The organism is Streptomyces sp. NPDC057543, assembly GCF_042801895.1.
In the GTDB taxonomy this organism is placed as follows: Bacteria; Actinomycetota; Actinomycetes; order Streptomycetales; family Streptomycetaceae; genus Streptomyces.
Genome location: NZ_JBHVFF010000188.1, coordinates 1 through 16,901, shown reverse-complemented (window position 1 = coordinate 16,901; position 16,901 = coordinate 1). Strand labels below are relative to the sequence as shown.

General features: G+C 69.6%; 13 protein-coding genes and 1 pseudogene. 4 read left to right on the top strand and 10 right to left on the bottom strand.

What is annotated here, in order from left to right:
• Window positions 1–142 precede the first annotated feature (142 nt).
• Together ACFU8Q_RS27180 and ACFU8Q_RS27175 are read right to left on the bottom strand one after the other, a co-directional pair.
• Window positions 143–526 (bottom strand): annotated as a pseudogene (locus tag ACFU8Q_RS27180) (carbohydrate-binding protein); the annotation flags it as partial.
• Between the two features lie 54 nt (window positions 527–580).
• Window positions 581–1,912 (bottom strand): N-acetylmuramoyl-L-alanine amidase, encoded by a 1,332-nt coding sequence (locus tag ACFU8Q_RS27175; protein ID WP_384458371.1) that lies wholly within the window; start codon window positions 1,910–1,912, stop codon window positions 581–583.
• A gap of 383 nt (window positions 1,913–2,295) precedes the next feature.
• Here ACFU8Q_RS27175 and ACFU8Q_RS27170 point away from each other — a divergent pair, with 383 nt between their 5' ends.
• A complete protein-coding gene (locus ACFU8Q_RS27170; protein WP_384458369.1) occupies window positions 2,296–4,509 on the top strand; it encodes a germacradienol/geosmin synthase in 2,214 nt (737 codons plus the stop codon).
• Here the strand turns inward: ACFU8Q_RS27170 and ACFU8Q_RS27165 are convergent.
• From ACFU8Q_RS27165 to ACFU8Q_RS27130, 8 genes are all read right to left on the bottom strand, one after another.
• Window positions 4,485–6,719: a glycoside hydrolase N-terminal domain-containing protein gene (locus ACFU8Q_RS27165; protein ID WP_384458374.1), complete on the bottom strand. Its 2,235-nt coding sequence runs from the start codon at window positions 6,717–6,719 to the stop codon at window positions 4,485–4,487. The two genes, ACFU8Q_RS27170 and ACFU8Q_RS27165, sit on opposite strands and share 25 nt — an antisense overlap.
• A gap of 305 nt (window positions 6,720–7,024) precedes the next feature.
• Entirely contained in the window at window positions 7,025–7,525 is a 501-nt protein-coding gene (locus ACFU8Q_RS27160) for a hypothetical protein (RefSeq protein ID WP_018550733.1), read from the bottom strand.
• Window positions 7,526–7,652: 127 nt separating this feature from the next.
• Window positions 7,653–8,054, bottom strand: coding sequence for an ACT domain-containing protein (locus tag ACFU8Q_RS27155; RefSeq protein ID WP_384458367.1), 402 nt, complete (start codon window positions 8,052–8,054; stop codon window positions 7,653–7,655).
• A gap of 259 nt (window positions 8,055–8,313) precedes the next feature.
• Complete coding sequence (locus ACFU8Q_RS27150; RefSeq protein WP_384458365.1) at window positions 8,314–8,556, bottom strand: DUF397 domain-containing protein; 243 nt, start codon at window positions 8,554–8,556, stop codon at window positions 8,314–8,316.
• Between the two features lie 103 nt (window positions 8,557–8,659).
• Window positions 8,660–9,826: a thiolase domain-containing protein gene (locus ACFU8Q_RS27145; RefSeq protein WP_384458363.1), complete on the bottom strand. Its 1,167-nt coding sequence runs from the start codon at window positions 9,824–9,826 to the stop codon at window positions 8,660–8,662.
• Window positions 9,819–10,874: a thiolase domain-containing protein gene (locus ACFU8Q_RS27140; protein ID WP_384458362.1), complete on the bottom strand. Its 1,056-nt coding sequence runs from the start codon at window positions 10,872–10,874 to the stop codon at window positions 9,819–9,821. Before ACFU8Q_RS27140 ends, ACFU8Q_RS27145 begins: the two co-directional genes overlap by 8 nt.
• Window positions 10,875–11,819 (bottom strand): Zn-ribbon domain-containing OB-fold protein, encoded by a 945-nt coding sequence (locus ACFU8Q_RS27135; protein WP_384458360.1) that lies wholly within the window; start codon window positions 11,817–11,819, stop codon window positions 10,875–10,877. It abuts the gene before it with no gap.
• Window positions 11,820–11,834: 15 nt separating this feature from the next.
• Window positions 11,835–12,635, bottom strand: a complete 801-nt coding sequence (locus ACFU8Q_RS27130; protein ID WP_384458359.1) for a crotonase/enoyl-CoA hydratase family protein — start codon at window positions 12,633–12,635, stop codon at window positions 11,835–11,837.
• 167 nt (window positions 12,636–12,802) lie between these two features.
• Between ACFU8Q_RS27130 and ACFU8Q_RS27125 the strand changes: the two genes are divergently transcribed.
• The 3 genes from ACFU8Q_RS27125 (at window position 12,803) to ACFU8Q_RS27115 (ending at window position 16,898) form a co-directional block, all read left to right on the top strand.
• The gene (locus tag ACFU8Q_RS27125) at window positions 12,803–14,431 is read left to right on the top strand and encodes an acyl-CoA synthetase (RefSeq protein WP_384458372.1); all 1,629 of its coding nucleotides are present in this window, start codon (window positions 12,803–12,805) and stop codon (window positions 14,429–14,431) included.
• Window positions 14,432–14,707: 276 nt separating this feature from the next.
• The gene (locus ACFU8Q_RS27120) at window positions 14,708–15,775 is read left to right on the top strand and encodes a nitrous oxide reductase family maturation protein NosD (RefSeq protein ID WP_384458357.1); all 1,068 of its coding nucleotides are present in this window, start codon (window positions 14,708–14,710) and stop codon (window positions 15,773–15,775) included.
• Between the two features lie 34 nt (window positions 15,776–15,809).
• Window positions 15,810–16,898, top strand: coding sequence for a methyltransferase (locus ACFU8Q_RS27115; protein ID WP_384458355.1), 1,089 nt, complete (start codon window positions 15,810–15,812; stop codon window positions 16,896–16,898).
• The last annotated feature ends 3 nt before the right edge of the window (window positions 16,899–16,901 follow it).

Here is a 16,901-nt window from a genome sequence, read left to right as displayed (position 1 = left end):
GACGTGGTCTTCGAGGGCGGCACCGGTGCGGTGCTGATGTTGCGCCCGCTGGCCATGCACCGGCTGTTCTCCAACCTGGTGGATAACGCCGTGATGTATGCCCACCGCGTGCGCGTGCGGGTGGAACGCAGCGGCGGCAGGGACTCTTGAAGTCGACCGCGTCCACGTCGAACGAGTTGTTCTGCGGAGACGTGAAGACGAGGTACAGCTTGTGGGTTCCCTTCAGTTCCTGGACGGGTACGGCCGGGGTTGCCTGATAGTTGTCCCAGCCACCCGTGTTCGGGACCGGAGTGGTGGCGAGCAGCGGGCCGTCGGGGGCGTCCGCGCGCAGTTCGATCGCGCCGACCCCGTACGGTGAGGACAGCCGGTAACCGACCGTACCGATACCTTCGACGCTCATCGGGTCGAAGGCGATCCGGTCGCCGTTGGAGACGTCTCCGATCCGTTTGCCGTTCTCGGCGCCTTCCTGGGCGACGATCCGGGTGCCGGACCGGGCGTCGTAGTACTCCGCCTGCTTGTGCTTCGGCGACCCCTCCGTGCGCGGATGCCGCACGGAGGGGCACGAGGCGCACCCGCGGTCTCAGTGCGCGCGCACGATGTCCACGTCGGAAGCCTTCACGAAGGCGACCCGGTGGCCGATCTGCACCGTCACGTACTTCTCCTTGCCCTGGAAGTACGCGTGGTCGAGCGGGTACGAGGCGTCGATCGTCGGGGCGTAGAAGAAGCCCGTGGGGGCCTCACCGCCACCGGGGTAGGACTGACCGGCCTTGATCGTGTACTGCAGTGGCGAGCCCACCCGCCGGTCCGCGAAGTCCGCGGGGTACTCGGACTTCTCCGGGTACGCCACCCCGTACACGGGTACCTCCGTACGGCCGGCCTTCGGCTTGACCACGTAACCGGAGGTGGGCGTGGTGGTCCTGGTCGCGGCCGGGGTCTGGAACCATGCCTTCTGGCCGTACCACCAGATCGCCGTCCAGCCCGGGGCGTGGTCCGCGACCACGGCCTGCTGGGTGGCGCTGATCTTGCTGCCCCAGTCGGCGGCGCAGTTCGTGCCGGGCGAGCCGTCGGTGTGCAGGCCCGGGTCGGAGAAGAGCGGCGCCTCGGCGGACGGTGCGGTGTGCAGCGGGACGGCGCTGGAGCCCTGGACCGGCAGGTCGACGCCCTTCTCGCAGTCACGGAAGGCCTGCTTGTTCCGCTTGAAGTCCGGGCTGACGGTGATGAGTTCGCTGCTCTTCGGGGCGCTCGGTACGGTGGGCTTGCCGAGCAGCGTCATGAAGTGGTTCCAGTCCCAGTACGTGCCCGGGTCCCAGTGCATGTTCTTGGTGCCCGCGGCACTGGTGGGCGGCACACCGTCGTGGCCGATGATGTGCTGACGATCGAGCGGGATGTCGTACTTGGCGGCGAGGTAGCGCACCAGCTTGGCGGTCGAGCGGTACATCTCGGGGGTGTACCACTTGGCGCCGTCGACGGCGACGCCCTCCTGCTCGATGCCGATGGAGTGGCTGTTGACGTACCAGTTGCCCGCCTGCCAGGCGACGTCCTTGCCCTTGACCATCTGCGTGACATGGCCATCGCCCGAGCGCACCACGTAGTGGGCGGAGGTCTGTTTCAGCGGGTTCTGGAAGATCTTCAGAGTGGTGTCGAAGTCTTCCTCGGTGTCGTGCAGAACAATGAATCTGATCTTGTTGGTGTGCGGCCGGTCCGAGGTGTCGTAGTTCCCGTACGTCTCCTTGTCGGCCGGGTCACCTGTCTGCTGGTAGGCCGCCGGTACCCAGTCGCATTCGAGGCCGCGCGGGCATTCCGGCCGCACCCCGTCCGCACCGGCCTGCGCCGCGGGACTGAGCAGTGCCATGCTCAGTGCGCCGACCGTGGTCAGCGCGAGTGCGAGTCCGGTCCTCTGCTTGGACGTCATGACAACCCTTCTTCGAGCCGTGCGTGATGGAGCCGTGCGTGATCCGATCTCACTGTTCCGCCGTGCGCGCACACTCTCTGACCTGAGGTGATGGCGCGTCAAGGGTTCAGTGGGAGCCATGCGTCGAGTCAGTGGACCAGACCACTGGCAGGGTCTCTGACCTGCGGCCGGAAAGAAGCAACCGGCCGTTGTCGGCGCCTCGTTACCCGGGTTTTACGAGCGGCCGGCCGGCCCGCCGCATGCGGTGGCGCGCCACGAAAGAGCGCACTTTTTGTGTGACTAATTCTGGATGTGCGTGCCCCGAACGGCCGAAGGGTAGTGCTCGCGCGGACACCACCGGTCCGTGCGGGCACGCACGGAGATCTCTGAAAGGCCGGACGCACATGGCTCAGCCCTTCACCCTGCCGGACTTCTACGTTCCGTATCCGGCGCGGCTCAATCCCCATGTCGAGGAGGCGCGAGCGCACACCAAGGAGTGGGCGCGCAGCATAGGGATGCTGGAGGGTTCGGGTATCTGGGAGGAGCGGGACCTCGACTCCCACGACTACGCGCTGCTGTGCGCGTACACCCACCCCGACTGCTCGTCCGAGGCGCTCTCACTGGTCACGGACTGGTACGTGTGGGTCTTCTTCTTCGACGACCACTTCCTGGAGCTGTTCAAGCGCACCCCCGACCGCGAGGGCGGCAAGCAGTATCTGGACCGGTTGCCGGCGTTCATGCCGATGGACCGCGGGGCCCCGATGCCGGAGCCGGCGAATCCGGTCGAGGCGGGGCTGGCCGATCTGTGGGCGCGGACGGTGCCGGGCATGTCCGACGCCTGGCGGGTCCGGTTCGCCGAGGCGACGAAGAACCTGCTCAACGAGTCGCTGTGGGAGCTCGCCAACATCAACGAGGGCCGCATCGCGAACCCCGTCGAGTACATCGAGATGCGTCGCAAGGTGGGCGGTGCCCCGTGGTCGGCGGGTCTCGTGGAGTACGCGGCGGGCGCGGAGGTCCCCGAGTCGGTGGCCGGGGAGCGTGCGCTGCGCGTGCTCCGGGACGCCTTCTCCGATGGCGTCCATCTGCGCAACGACCTCTTCTCGTACCAGCGGGAGGTCGAGGACGAGGGTGAGAACAGCAATGGTGTACTGGTCCTTGAGCACTTTCTCGGCTGCTCCACGCAGGAGGCCGCCGACGCGGTGAACGATCTGCTGACGTCGCGGCTGCAGCAGTTCGAGAACACGACGCTCACCGAACTCGGCCCGCTCTGCGCCGAGAAGGAGCTCGACCCGGCGGACACCGCGGCTGTTCTGGCCTACGTCAAGGGGTTGCAGGACTGGCAGTCGGGCGGACATGAGTGGCACATGCGTTCCAGCCGCTACATGAACGGCGGCGGGGCGGGTGGGACCGCTCTCGGTTTCGGCACGGCGGCGGCCTCGATCCGGCTGACCCCCCGCTCGGAGTCGGCCCGGCTGCGCAGCCACACCAATGTGCCGTACCAGCATGTCGGCCCGTCCCTGCTACCCGATTTCGAGCTGCCCTTCGGTACGACGCTCAGCCCGCATCTGGACGGGGCGCGGGTGCGGATCGTCGACTGGGCCCGGCGCATGGGAATCCTGGAGGCGCAGCCGGGAGTGCCGGGTTCGCACATCTGGGACGAGGAGCGGCTGATCGCGACCGACCTGCCGCTGTGTGCGGCGGGACTGCACCCCGACGCGACACCGGATGAGCTGGATCTGTCCTCGCAGTGGCTGACCTGGGGGACGTACGGCGACGACTGGTTCCCGGTGGTGCACGGGCGGGCCCGTGACCTGGCGGGGGCCAAGCTCGCCAATGAACGGCTGTCGCTGTTCATGCCGCTGGACGGCTCCGGGACGCCCGAGCCGGTCAACGCGCTGGAGCGGGGGCTGGCGGATCTATGGGCGAAGACCTCGGCGCCGATGGACGCGAGCGGGCGCCGCGCCTTGCGGACGGCGGTCGAGGAGATGACCGCGAGCTGGGTGTGGGAGCTGGCGAACCAGGTGCAGAACCGCATTCCGGACCCGGTGGACTACGTCGAGATGCGGCGCAAGACGTTCGGCTCCGACCTCACGATGAGTCTGTGCCGACTGGGCCACGGCAGGAAGGTGCCGGAGGAGATCTACCACAGCGGTCCGCTGCGCTCGCTGGAGAACGCCGCGTCGGATTACGCGTGCCTGCTCAATGACCTTTTCTCGTACCAGAAGGAGATCGAGTACGAGGGTGAGGTGCACAACGGTGTCCTGGTCGTGCAGAACTTCTTCGGGGTGGACTATCCGACCGGGGTGGCGATCGTGCACGATCTGATGAAATCGCGGCTGCGGCAGTTCCTGCACGTCGTCGAGCAGGAACTGCCGGTGCTGTACGACGACTTCGGCCTGGACCCGGAGGCGCGGGAGATCCTGGCCGGGTATGTGCTGGAGCTCAAGCACTGGATCGCGGGCATCCTGATCTGGCACCGGGACTGCCGGCGCTACCGCGAGCAGGATCTGCGGCGGGGCACCGGCACCCCGTGGCACCTCAGCGGTCCCACGGGGCTCGGCGTCTCGGCGGCGCGGGTGACCGCGCTGTTCGCTCAGCCCTCGGCGACCAGCGTGTAGCGCCCGCCCGCACGTGCCTTGAAGACCTTCTCGCCGCTCGCGAACAGCGTGCTGCGGACGGTCACTTCGCGGCTGCGGCTCGCCGTGATCACCGCACGGCGGGCCTGCCCCGCGGCCCATTCGATGTCGACGGTGAAGCCGCCCCGGGCTCGCAGTCCGCGTACCGATCCGTCCGGCCAGCTCGCCGGGAGGGCCGGGAGGATCTCGACGGCGTCGTGCTGGCTCTGCAGCAGCATCTCGGCGATGCCCGAGGTGGCGCCGAAGTTGCCGTCGATCTGGAACGGCGGATGGGTGTCCCAGAGGTTGGGCAGGGTGGAGTTCTTCAGCTGTTCGGCGAGCATCTTGTGGGCGTGGTCGCCGTCGCGCAGCCGCGCCCAGAAATTGATCTTCCATGCCTTGGACCAGCCGGTGCCGCCGTCACCGCGGGCACCGAGGGAGACTTTGGCCGCTTCGGCCCACTTGCTGCCGGGCTCGATCTGGCGGCCGGGGTGGAGGCCGAAGAGGTGCGAGACGTGGCGGTGGTCGTCGGTCGGGTCGTCACGGTCGGTCTTCCACTCCTGGAGCTGCCCCCAGGAGCCGATCCGGAGTCCGGGGTCGAGCCGGTCGAGGGCCGTTTCCAGCCGGTCACGGAAGGCGGGTGCGTCGCCGAGGGTGCGGGCGGCCTCCAGGGTGTTGGTCAGGAGGTCATGGACGATCTGCTGGGACATGGCGGCACCGGCGGTGAAGTCGCCGTGCTCGGGAGAGTAGCTGGGGGTGACGACGAGCAGTCCGTCGCGCGGGTCGGTGCGCAGATTGGCCAGCCAGAATTCGGCGGCCTCCTTCATCGCGGGGTAGGCGGTGGTACGCAGATAGCCGGTGGATCCGCTGAACCGGTAGTGCTCGTACATCTGCTGGGTGAGCCAGGCGGCGGCCTCCGGGAACCAGAAGGCGGTGGACCAGTCGTGGACGCCGGTGAAGCCGTACGGGTTGGTCTCGTTGTGCACGACCCAGCCGGCGGTCCCGAACATCTCCTTCGCCGTTCTGCGGCCGGGGGCGCGCATCGCTTCGATGTAGCGGTCGTACGGTGCGGTGGTCTCGGCGAGGTTCGTGGCCTCGGCGAGCCAGTAGTTCATCTGCAGGTTGATGTTGCTGTGGTAGTCGGCGGACCACGGCGGGGTGGTGGAGTTGTTCCACACGCCCTGGAGGTTGGCGGGCAGCGAACCGGCCCGCGAGGAGGCGATCAGCAGGTAACGGCCGTACTGGAAGAACAGCGCTTCCAGGGACCGGTCGGCGGGGCTCGAACCGTCCGTGTACCGGGCGAGCAGCTGATCGGTGGGCAGGTCGGGCGGCTGCTGGCCGATGTCGAGGGCGACCCGGTCGAAGAGGGCGCGGTGGTCGCGTACGTGGGTGTCACGGAGCTTCTCGTACGAGGCCCGGGCGGCCGCGTCCACGGCGGCGGTGACCGCCGCGTGCGGGTCGTCGCCGCGGTAGGCGGGGTAGTTGTCGGCATAGTCGGTGCCGGCTGCGAGGACGAACCAGGCGCTGTGGGCGCCGGTGACGGTGAGGGTGCCGTCCGTACCGGCGGTGACGGTGCCGCCGCTGGTCCGGACGCGGAGCTGGGCCTCGAAGCGCAGGCCGTTGTCCTTCAGCGCGCCGCGCACGGTGATCCGGTCCTGGGCGGCGGTGGCCGTGAAGTCGCTGCGGGGCGAGGTGTACCGCAGGGTGAACGACACCTGGCCCGGACGGTCGGCAATGAGGCGCCCCGCGATGACTCTGCCCGGGTGGGAGACGAAGAACTCCCTTGTGTGGACGGCCTCTTGATGCGTGTACGTGACGGCGGCGAGGGCGTTGCGGAGATCGAGGGTGCGCCGGTAGGAGGCGTCGGGGACGTCCGGGGCGTTCGGCAGATCCAGCCACAGGTCACCGAAGACCTGGTAGGCGCCGTAGCCGCGACGCGCCTGGCCGAGTTCGGCGGCGACGGCGTCCGGTCCGAGGGCGCCCTGGCTGTCGAGGCGGTGCTGGACGTCGGCCAGGGCGTCGGGTCTGGGGGTGGTCCAGTTCCCGAAGTCGTAGCCCTGCGCCGAACCGGGACCGCCGGTCCACAGGGTCTTCTCGTTGAAGGTGAGCCGCTCGGAGGCAAGCGTTCCGTACACGCTCGCGCCGAGGGCGCCGCCACCGATGGGCAGCGACTCACGCTCCCAGGAAGCGGCCGGGGTGTGGTAGCGGAGTATCGGCTCAGTCTGTTTCGCCGAGCGCACCACACCCGTCGATTCATCGGAGGTACCGGCAGCGGACGCCGTACCGGAAAGGGCGGGGATTCCCAGCGCCAGGGCGCCGGTTGCGCCGATCGCTGTCTTCACTGTGGTGCGTCGCGTGATCCCGGATGTCATGCGGCCGACCGTAAAGGTCCGACGACTGACCGACAAGGCGCATGACAAAGCGGCCTCTTGGACAGAGGCCGCGAGCACTTGGACGGATGTTCGGGCAGGTGCCCCGCGGCCGCCCGATGCGTAGGGGCGGCCGGCGAAGAGGCGATTCAGCCCTGCTGGAACAGCTCGGCAGGCAGGGGCTTCAGCAGGGTGTACAGATCGTCGGTGATCGGCCGGTCCCAGCTGGCGATGGTCACGAGCACGCCGTCGCTGCGGTCGAACTGGACGCAGGAGATCCGGCTCTCGGAGAGCTTGACGCGGCGGACGATCAACAGGTTGTCACCCTGCATCACGGGCATGTCCTCGGTGCCGGTGACCTCGACCGGCTCGTCGTTCTCCAGCGCGAGCAGCAGCTGGGCGACCTCGAACGGGACCTGTCCCTCCTCGGTCTCGCGGGCGGGCGAGCCCTCCGGGAGGTTGCCGATGATCATCGCGGGGCCGCGGCCGCCGAACAGGTCGTAGCGCAGGAAGACGCCCTGACAGCTCCCGTCGGGCGCGGGCAGCAGACCGGCGCCGAGATTTCCGGGCCAGTCGCCCGGGTCCATGGCCAGGACGTCGAAGTCGGGGCCCGCGGGTGTGGCGGCGCTACGGCGGCGGAGGAAGGACATGCAGACATGTTACGTGTCCGGGCTCACGTTGCGGAGCCGGGGCCGCGCGGGCGGGGACGCCCACGGGTCCGCCGACCGGACTCCGGCAGGCCGCCGGGCCCGGTCCCGGCGGCGCCGCGGCGCCGCCTCAGGCCGATTCGGCTGCCAGGGTTTCCAGCACGTCGACGGCCTCGGCCGCCCGCTCGTACGGGACGAAAAGATGGTCGTGGTGGAAGCCGGCCACCACATTGCAGCTCAACCCCACATCGGCGAGCGCCAGGGACACGGCAGCGGTGAGTCCGACCGCGTCCAGGGACGAGTGGACACGGAGCGTGATCCAGCCCGCGGTGTATTCGTGCGTCAGTCCCGCCTCGTCGGCCTCCGCCTCCGGCAGGACCAGGGTCACGCCCTCGGGTTCGGTGACCGTGACGACCGGATTCACCCGGGTGGGCACGGCTTCGCCCGGCACGGTCGTGAAGACATAGCGGCCGGGGTTCAGTTGCGGCCGCATACCGCTCAGCAGGGTTCGAAGGTCGCGCTCGCCCATCATGATCACCACGCTACTCGGTGCGGTGCCGCTCGTGGTGGCGGGCGCCCCGGGCGCGGTTGCCGCACGACAGCAAGCACTGCCATCGGCGGGAGTGTTCCTTGAGCGCGTGCCCTTCCGCCGTGCCGCCGAAGCGGCAGCCGGCCCGCGTCCACGGGGCCGGCTCACCGGGGCGGACGGCGTACGCGAAGAGCGACCGGACGGCGGCGCGCAGCGACCGTACGACTTCTCCCGCGACGCTCAGGTGCGGCTCCTGCGACGCTCAGGTGAGGTCGAATTCGCCATCGCGGGCGTTCACCACGAAGGCCCGCCACTCCGCCGGGGCGAAGATCAGCGGCGGGCTGCCGGGTTTGCCTGCGTTGCGCATCGCTATGAATCCCTCGACGAAGGCGATCTGGACATCGCCCGCGCCCTGACTGCCCGACCGCCACTCCGCGTTGCTGAGATCCAGGTCCGGCTCGTCCCAGCCCGCGAAGGGCTGTCGGGTCGTGGTGCTCTCCGCCACGTCGGCTCCTCCCACTTGTCGTCCCGTGGCCGAATCGTAGCCACCCCGGGCGGCCCGGGACAGGCCGCGTGACGGACTCCCTCCGGGCCGGGACCGCCTGCGGTCAGCCGGTGGGAGGCTCGGCTCCGACCAGCCACATGGAGAAGAACTGCGCCCCGCCGCCGTAGGCGTGACCGAGCGCCTTTCGCGCACCCGCCACCTGGTGCTCGCCGGCCTGTCCCCGTACCTGCAGCGCAGCCTCGGCGAAGCGGATCATGCCGGAGGCGCCGATGGGATTGGTGGAGAGCACCCCGCCCGAGGGATTCACCGGCAGGTCGCCGTCGAGTTCGGTCACGCCGGATTCGGTGAGCTTCCAGCCCTCGCCCTCCTCGGCGAAGCCGAGGTTCTCCAGCCACATGGGCTCGTACCAGGAGAACGGCACGTACATCTCGACGGCGTCGATCTCCCGTCGCGGGTCGCTGATCCCCGCCTGCCGGTACACATCGGCGGCGCAGTCCTTGCCCGCCCGCGGCGAGACGAAGTCCTTGCCGGCGAAGAGTGTGGGTTCGCTGCGCATGGCGCCGCCGTGCACCCACGCGGGCGGATGCGGCGAACGGTCCGCTCCGGCACGGTCGGTGAGGATCATCGCGCAGGCACCGTCGGAGGACGGGCAGGTCTCCGAGTAGCGGATGGGATCCCAGAGCATCGGGGCGGACTGGACCTTCTCCAGGGTGATGTCCGGGTCCTGGATGTGCGCGTACGGATTTCTGAGCGCGTTGCGACGGTCCTTGTACGCGACGAGCGAGCCGATCGTGTCGGGCGCCCCGGTGCGACGCATGTACGCCCGGACGTGCGGGGCGAAGAAGCCGCCCGCCCCGGCCAGCAGCGGCTGCTGGAACGGGATGGGCAGCGAGAGGCCCCACATGGCGTTGGATTCGGACTGCTTCTCGAAGGCGAGTGTGAGGACGGTGCGGTGCACCCGTGCGGAGACCAGGTTGGCGGCGACGAGTGCGGTGGAGCCGCCGACCGAGCCCGCGGTGTGCACCCGGAGCATCGGCTTGCCGACCGCGCCCAGGGCGTCGGCGAGGTAGAGCTCCGGCATCATCAGGCCCTCGAAGAAGTCGGGTGCCTTGCCGATGACGACGGCGTCGATGTCCGCCCAGGTCAGTCCGGCGTCCGCCAGCGCGCGGACAGCGGCTTCGCGGACGAGTCCGGCGAGGGAGACGTCCCGGCGGGCGGAGACGTGTTTCGTCTGGCCGATGCCGACGACGGCCACGGGCTCCTCAGACATGAGCGCTCTCCCCTTCGAGTACGGCCACCAGGTTCTGCTGCAGACAGGGCCCGGAGGTGGCGTGGGCGAGCGCCCGGTCGGACTCGCCGCGGTGGATGCGGGCCGCGGCCTCGCCGAGGCGGATCAGTCCGGCGGCCATGACGGGGTTGGCGGCGAGCGCGCCGCCGGACGGGTTGACGGCGGTGACGGTGTCGTCGAGCCGGAGCTCCTTGCGCAGCACCACCTCCTGGGAGGTGAACGGGGCATGCAACTCCGCCGTGTCCACGGGCCGTTCGAAGGCCCCGGCGCGGGTCGCGGCGAGCCGGGTGGAGGGTGATTCGGTCAGCTCGCGGACGCCGAGGCTGTGGGCCTCGATGCGGTGGTCGATCCCCCGGATCCAGGCGGGGCGGGCGCACAGGGCCCGTGCGGTGTCGTCGGCGGCGAGGATCACGGCAGCCGCGCCGTCACCGATCGGCGGGCAGTCACCCGTGCGCAGCGGTTGTACGACGTACTCACCGGCCGGTACCGGGCCGGCGAGCTGGGCGTGCGGGTTGTCCACGGCGGCGGCGCGGCTGCGGGTGGCGATCGCGGCGAGGGCGGCCTCGTCGGTGTCGCCCGCATCGATCAGCGCCTGCGCCTGGAGCGCGGCGAGGGCGACGGAGTCCGGCCAGAGCGGGCCGACGTAGTACGGGTCGAGCTGGCGGGTGAGAACGTCGCGCACCGCACCGGGCGAGGACTTTCCGTACGAGTAGACGAGGGCGGTGTCGGCCTGGCCCGTCCGGATCTTCACCCAGGCCTCGTGCAGCGCCCAGGCGCCGTCCATCTCCACATGGGACTCGGAGATCGGCGGGTACGCGCCGACGCCGTCGAGCGCCATGGTGAAGGAGAAGGCGCGGCCCGCGAGGTAGTCGCTGGAGCCGGAGCAGGTGAAGCCGATGTCGCGCGCCCGCAGACCGGTCGCGTCGAGCACCTGGTGGAGGACGGGCATCAGCATCTCGACTTCGGAGAGTTCGTCGGTGCGCCTTTGGTGGTCCGTCTGCGCGAAGGCGACGATCGCCACGTCTCGCATCTACAGCAACTCCTTGTACGCGTCGTAGTCGGCGTCCGGTTCGCCGGTCGGCTGGTAGTGATCGGGGTGCCGTCCGCCCTCGGCCCAGACGGGTTCGACCCGCAGGCCCATGCGCACCTGGTCGTACGGGATTCCGCCGATCCGCGCGTGCAGTGCGAGGTCGGCGCCGTCGAGGGCGATGTGCGCGTAGACGTAGGGGACTTCGATGTCGAGGTTCTTCGCCTTGATGTTGACGATGCAGTACGTGGTCACGGTGCCCCGAGGCCCGACCTCGACCTGTTCGGCGGTGGCGACCCCGCAGGTGGGGCAGGCACCGCGGGGCGGCACGTACACCTTGGTGCAGGACGGGCAGCGCTCCCCGACGACGCGTTGCTCGGAGAGTGCGCCGAGGTAGGCGCTCTGGGCACGGCCGGGGGTGTACCGGTAGTCGAGGCGGGCGGGGGTGACGATGCCGGTGACGGGATCGTCGAACTCGCCGCTGTGCGGGACGGATCGGCCGGTCCCGCCGTCGTCGTACGGCTCGAAGCAGGCGATGTCCGTGATGGCGCCGGTCCGCTCGGGGGCCCAGCGGATCCGTACCCGCATGCCGGTGCGGACGGCTTCCGGGCCGGGCGCGTCCAAGGTGTGCAGCAGGGCGGTGTCGGCGCCGTCGAGCCGGACGAGGACCCAGGCGAAGGGGGTGTCGAGGGGCTGGCCGCGGCGCGGGGCGGGGTTCCAGGCCCAGGTGGTGACGGTGCCGGTGGCGGCGACCTCGGTCAGCTCGCGGAGCTCCTGTGCGGTGACGGGGTCGTACTCGACGGGCGGGACGAGGATCTTGCCGTCGCCGGTCCGGACGCCGAGGACCGTGCGTTCGCGCAGTCCGGTGAGGAAGGCGCTCTGGACCGGTCCGAGGGAGCGGGTGAAGGGGAATTCGACCACCAGCGGTGCGCTGAGGATGTCGGGCACGGTTGCCTCCTTGGCTCAGGCGCGCCGGTAGACGGGAGGGCGCTTCTCGGCGAAGGCGCGGGAGCCTTCCTTGGCGTCGTCGGTGGCGAAGATCGGCCAGCCGCGTTTCAGCTCTTCGGCGAGCCCCTCGGTCTCGGTCAGCTCGGCCGTCTCGTACACGGAGGCCTTGACGGCTTCGACGGCGAGCGGTCCGCACGCGTTGATCCGCTCGGCGACTTCGAGGGCCTGCTCCAGGGCGGTGCCGTCGGGGACGACCCGGCCGATCAGCCCGATGGCGGCGGCTTCCTCGGCGCTGTACGGGCGTCCGGTGAGGAGCATTTCGAGCGCGTGGGTCCGGGCGATCTGGCGCGGCAGCCGTACCGTCGACCCGCCGATGGGGAAGAGGCCACGCCTGACCTCGAAGAGCCCGAAGGTGGCGCCCGCCCCGGCGATCCGGATGTCGGTGCCCTGGATGATCTCCGTGCCGCCCGCGACGCAATGGCCCTCTACGGCGGCGATGACCGGTTTGCGGGGGCGGTGGTGGCGCAGCATCGCCTTCCAGTGCAGATCGGGGTCGGCAGTCATCCGGTCGCGGTACTGCTCGCCCTCCATCCCCTTGCCCGCCAGGGCTTTGAGGTCCATGCCCGCGCAGAAGCAGCCGCCGGCGCCGGTGAGGACGATCGAGCGGACCCCGTCGTCCTCGTCCGCGGCCAGCCAGCCGTCGTACAGCCCGACCAGCATCGGCAGCGAGAGGGCGTTCTTCGCCTCCGGCCTGTTCAAGGTGAGCACCAGCGTGGCGCCCTCGCGCCGCACGGTGAGGTGTTCGGTACCACCCATTACCTGCCTCCCGTCTCAAGACCTAGAACAGGTTGCAGTAGGAGGGGGTCCAGTTCAATAGTTTTCTGACAGTCAGTCAGATTTCTTCGACGACCCCTCTTCCCACTTGCGCCTCCCGGCGCTCTAATGACCGCCGGGCCAGTGAGCATCCGGGGTCAGGAGGAATGGTGGAGTACAACCTTGCCGACCTGTTCGAGTCGGTCGTCGACGCGGTCCCGGAACGCGAGGCGCTCGTCCACCTCGACCATTCCGGGACCGGTTCGGAGCGTCGGCTGACGTACGCGGAGCTGGACGCCGCGGCCAACCGCATCGCGCACCACCTGATCGAGGCGGGCATCGCTCCCGGCGAGCATCTCGGGCTGCATCTCTACAACGGGGTCGAGTATCTCCAGACGGTGCTGGCCTGCCTCAAGGCCCGCATCGTTCCGGTGAACGTCAACTACCGCTACGTGGAAGAGGAGTTGGCCTACCTCTACCGGGACGCGGATCTCGTGGCGCTGGTATTCGACGCCGAGTTCGACGTCCGGGTCGCGGCCGCCGCGCCGAAAGCTCCGACGCTCCGTCATCTGGTCCGGGTGGGGGCGCCGGTGACGGGCGTGCGCGGTCCGGATGCCGTGGCGTTCACGGACGCCGAGGCGGCCGGGAGCCCGGAGCGCGGCTTCCCGCAGCGCTCGGCCGACGACCAGTTCATCATCTACACCGGTGGCACCACCGGAATGCCCAAGGGCGTGATGTGGCGCCAGGAGGACCTCTTCTTCTCCGGGCTCGGCGGCGGTGCGCCGACGGGTGAGCCGGTGAAGACCCCGCAGGAGCTGGCCGAGCGGGTGGCCGCCGGCGGTGACGGGATCACCTTCTTCCCCACTCCCCCGCTGATGCACGGCACTTCGACGCTCACCGCGTTCATCGGTTTCAACTTCGGCCAACGGGTCGTCGTCCACCGCAAGTTCGTGCCCGAGGAGGTGCTCCGTACGATCGAGAGGGAGAAGGTCACCAGCGTGTCCCTGGTGGGCGACGCGATGCTGCGGCCGTTGATCGACGCGCTGAAGGGGCCGCTGAAGGGCACCGACTGTTCGTCGCTGTTCTCCGTCTCCAGCTCGGGTGCGATCATGTCGGACTCGGTACGCGCGGAGTTCCAGGCACTGGTGCCGACGGTGATGCTGCTGAACAACTTCGGTTCGTCGGAGTCCGGGTTCAACGGTACGGCGACGGCCGACTCGGGTCCGGAAAACGGCTTCCGGCTGCAGGTCAACTCCCGTACGGCGGTGGTCGATCCGGTGACGTACGAGCCGGTGGCTCCGGGCGAGCCCGGGCGGATCGCCCAGCGCGGCCACGTACCGCTCGGGTACTACAACGACCCGCAAAAGACCGCGGAGACGTTCTTCAGCAGGAACGGTCAGCGCTGGGTGCTGCTCGGCGACATGGCTACCGTCGACGCGGACGGCATCGTCACGGTCCTGGGCCGGGGCTCGCAGTGCATCAACACCGGGGGCGAGAAGGTGTATCCCGAGGAGGTCGAGGAGGCACTGAAGGCCCATCCGGATGTGTACGACGCGCTGGTCGCCGGGGTGCCGGACGAGCGGTGGGGAAACCACGTCGCGGCGGTGGTGCAGCTGCGCGAGGGGGCGGCCGAGCCCTCGCTGGACGACATCCAGGCACACTGCAGGACGCGTCTGGCCGGCTACAAGATCCCCCGCCGCCTGGTGATCACCGGGCAGATCCAGCGTTCACCGAGCGGCAAGGCCGACTACCGGTGGGCCCGCTCGGTCATTGCGCCCCGGCGCGCACCCGAGGACTGAGAGCGAGCACGAGAGCGGCCGGGCACCGCGGGGCGAGGACGAAGGAACACCCGAACGGCGGCCGGACGGGACCCCCGAGGAACACCCGAACGGCGGCCGGACCGGTCACCCGCGCAAGAGCCGCGACAGCGCCGGTCCGCGTCCCCCGGGTGCACCGTTGCGCGTCCACCCGCCTGCGCCACGCGACGCGCCCGGACTTAAGCCATTCGGGAACGCCGGGTACCCGACCGCTCACCTTATGTGGCAAAGGGGGGAAAACGCCCCTAGCTTCGGCTCATGAGGAAACGACACATCAAGAACCTTGTCCCGATCGCGGTCGTCTCCGCCGCTGGACTCGGCGCGGCAATGCCCTCCGCATCAACCACGAGCGCCCATGTGGTGCGGCCCGGTCAATCGATCCAGAAGGCGGTGGACGCCGCTCGGGCGGGTGACACCGTCGTCGTCATGCCCGGCACGTACCGGGAGACCGTCCTGATCACCAAGCCGAACCTCACCCTGCGCGGCTACGGCGACCGGACCGTGATCCGGCCTGCGGAGAAGAACCCGCACTCCGTCGACGCCTGTGCGAAGACCGGCAGCGGAGTCTGCGTCCTGGGCCGGGCGGGCCGGACCGTCGACGGCGTGAGCGTCACGTCGCTGACCATCTCCGGCTTCAAGAAGAACGGCGTCTGGGCCTCCTGGACGGACCGGCTGTCCGTACGGCGGGTGATCGCCGAGCACAACGGCGTCTGGGGCATCGCCCAGGAACGTTCGACCCGTGGTGTGTTCACGGGCAACACCGCCCGCGCCAACGGCGACGCCGGCATCTTCGTCGCGAACACGGTCGACCAGGAGGGCGGCGCCACCGACACCCGGGGCACCGAACTCCAGGACAACACGCTCACCGACAACCGGATCGGCTTCACCGCCAGGCGCGTCAGGAACCTTTCGGTCCACGACAACATCTTCACCGCCAACTGCAACGGTGTGTTCGTCGTGGGCGACGAGGGCAGGCCGCAGGCCGGAGCCATGACGATCCAGGCCAATCAGATCAACGACAACAACAAGTTCTGCGCCAAGACCAAACGGCTGCCCGCCATCCAGGGTTCCGGCATCGTACTCACCGGCGCCGCGGACACCCGGGTGCGCTCGAACACGATCAGCAACAACGTGGGTGCCACGCCGTTCTCGGGCGGCGTCGTCCTGTTCAAGAGCTTCGAGGGCACGAAGAACACCGGCCACACCATCAGCGGCAATGTCGTGCTCGGCAACAAGCCGGCCGACCTGGCCAACAGGGACACCGGCAAGGGCAACACGTTCACCGCCAACGTCTGCACGAAGTCCACACCGGCCGGGATGTGCTGATCGGCGCACCCCGCACGAGGAGAAGCGATACAGCATGACCACTGTGAGTCCCACCCCCGCACCCACTTCCGCATCGACCAACATCCACGTGGCCGTCCCGCACCCCGTCACTTCCCCTCAGCCGGCCATGCAGCTGCGCGAGATCGTGTTCGGGGCGGCCCGCGCCGCCGCGGTGCGCGCGGCGACCCGGCTGGGCGTCGCAGACGCACTGGGCGAGACACCCGCGACCGCGCAGGAGCTCGCCGCGCTGGTGAAGGCCGAGCCGGTGCCCCTGCGCCGGCTGCTGCGTGCCCTGTCCTGCTACGGGATCTTCACCGAGACCCCGGACGGGTACTTCGCCCATACCGAGATGTCCCGCCTGCTGCGCGAGGACGACCCGAACAGCCTGCGCTCCATCTCGCTGTGGTGCACCGAGCCCTGGACCTGGGACGTCTGGCCGCGCCTCGACGACGCGGTGCGTACCGGCCGGAGCGTCTTCGCGGAGGTCCACGGCAAGGGCTTCTTCGACTACCTCCACCAGGACGCCCACGAGTCGGCCCAGGTCTTCAACCAGGCCATGACGACCTCCAGCATGCAGTCCGCGCTGGACGTGGCCGAACTCCTCGACCTCACCGGGGTGTCCGCCGTCGCCGACATCGGCGGCGGCCAGGGGCACGTGCTGGCGAGCCTGCTGGAGAAGCACCCCTCGCTCCACGGCACCCTGATGGACCTGCCGGGTGTGGTGGCGCGGGCCGATGCCCGGCTGCGGGACGAGGGGCCGCTCGTCGACCGGACCCGGATCGTGGCCGGGGACTGCCGCGAGGCCATCCCGGTCGAGGCCGATCTCTACATCATCAAGAACATCCTGGAGTGGGACGACGACAGCACGCGCAGGACTCTGCGCAATGTCGTCGCCGCGGCCCGACCGGGAGCCAGGGTCGTCGTCATCGAGAACCTCGTCGACGACACCCCCTCGATGCGGTTCACTACCGCGATGGACCTGCTGCTGCTCCTCAATGTCGGCGGCGCGAAGCACACGAGGGACAGCCTGGTCGCCCGGATCTCGGACGCCGGGCTGCTCATCGGCGACGTCGTGCCGGTCAACTCCTACCTGCACGCTTTCGAATGCGTGGTTCCCGGCTGATTG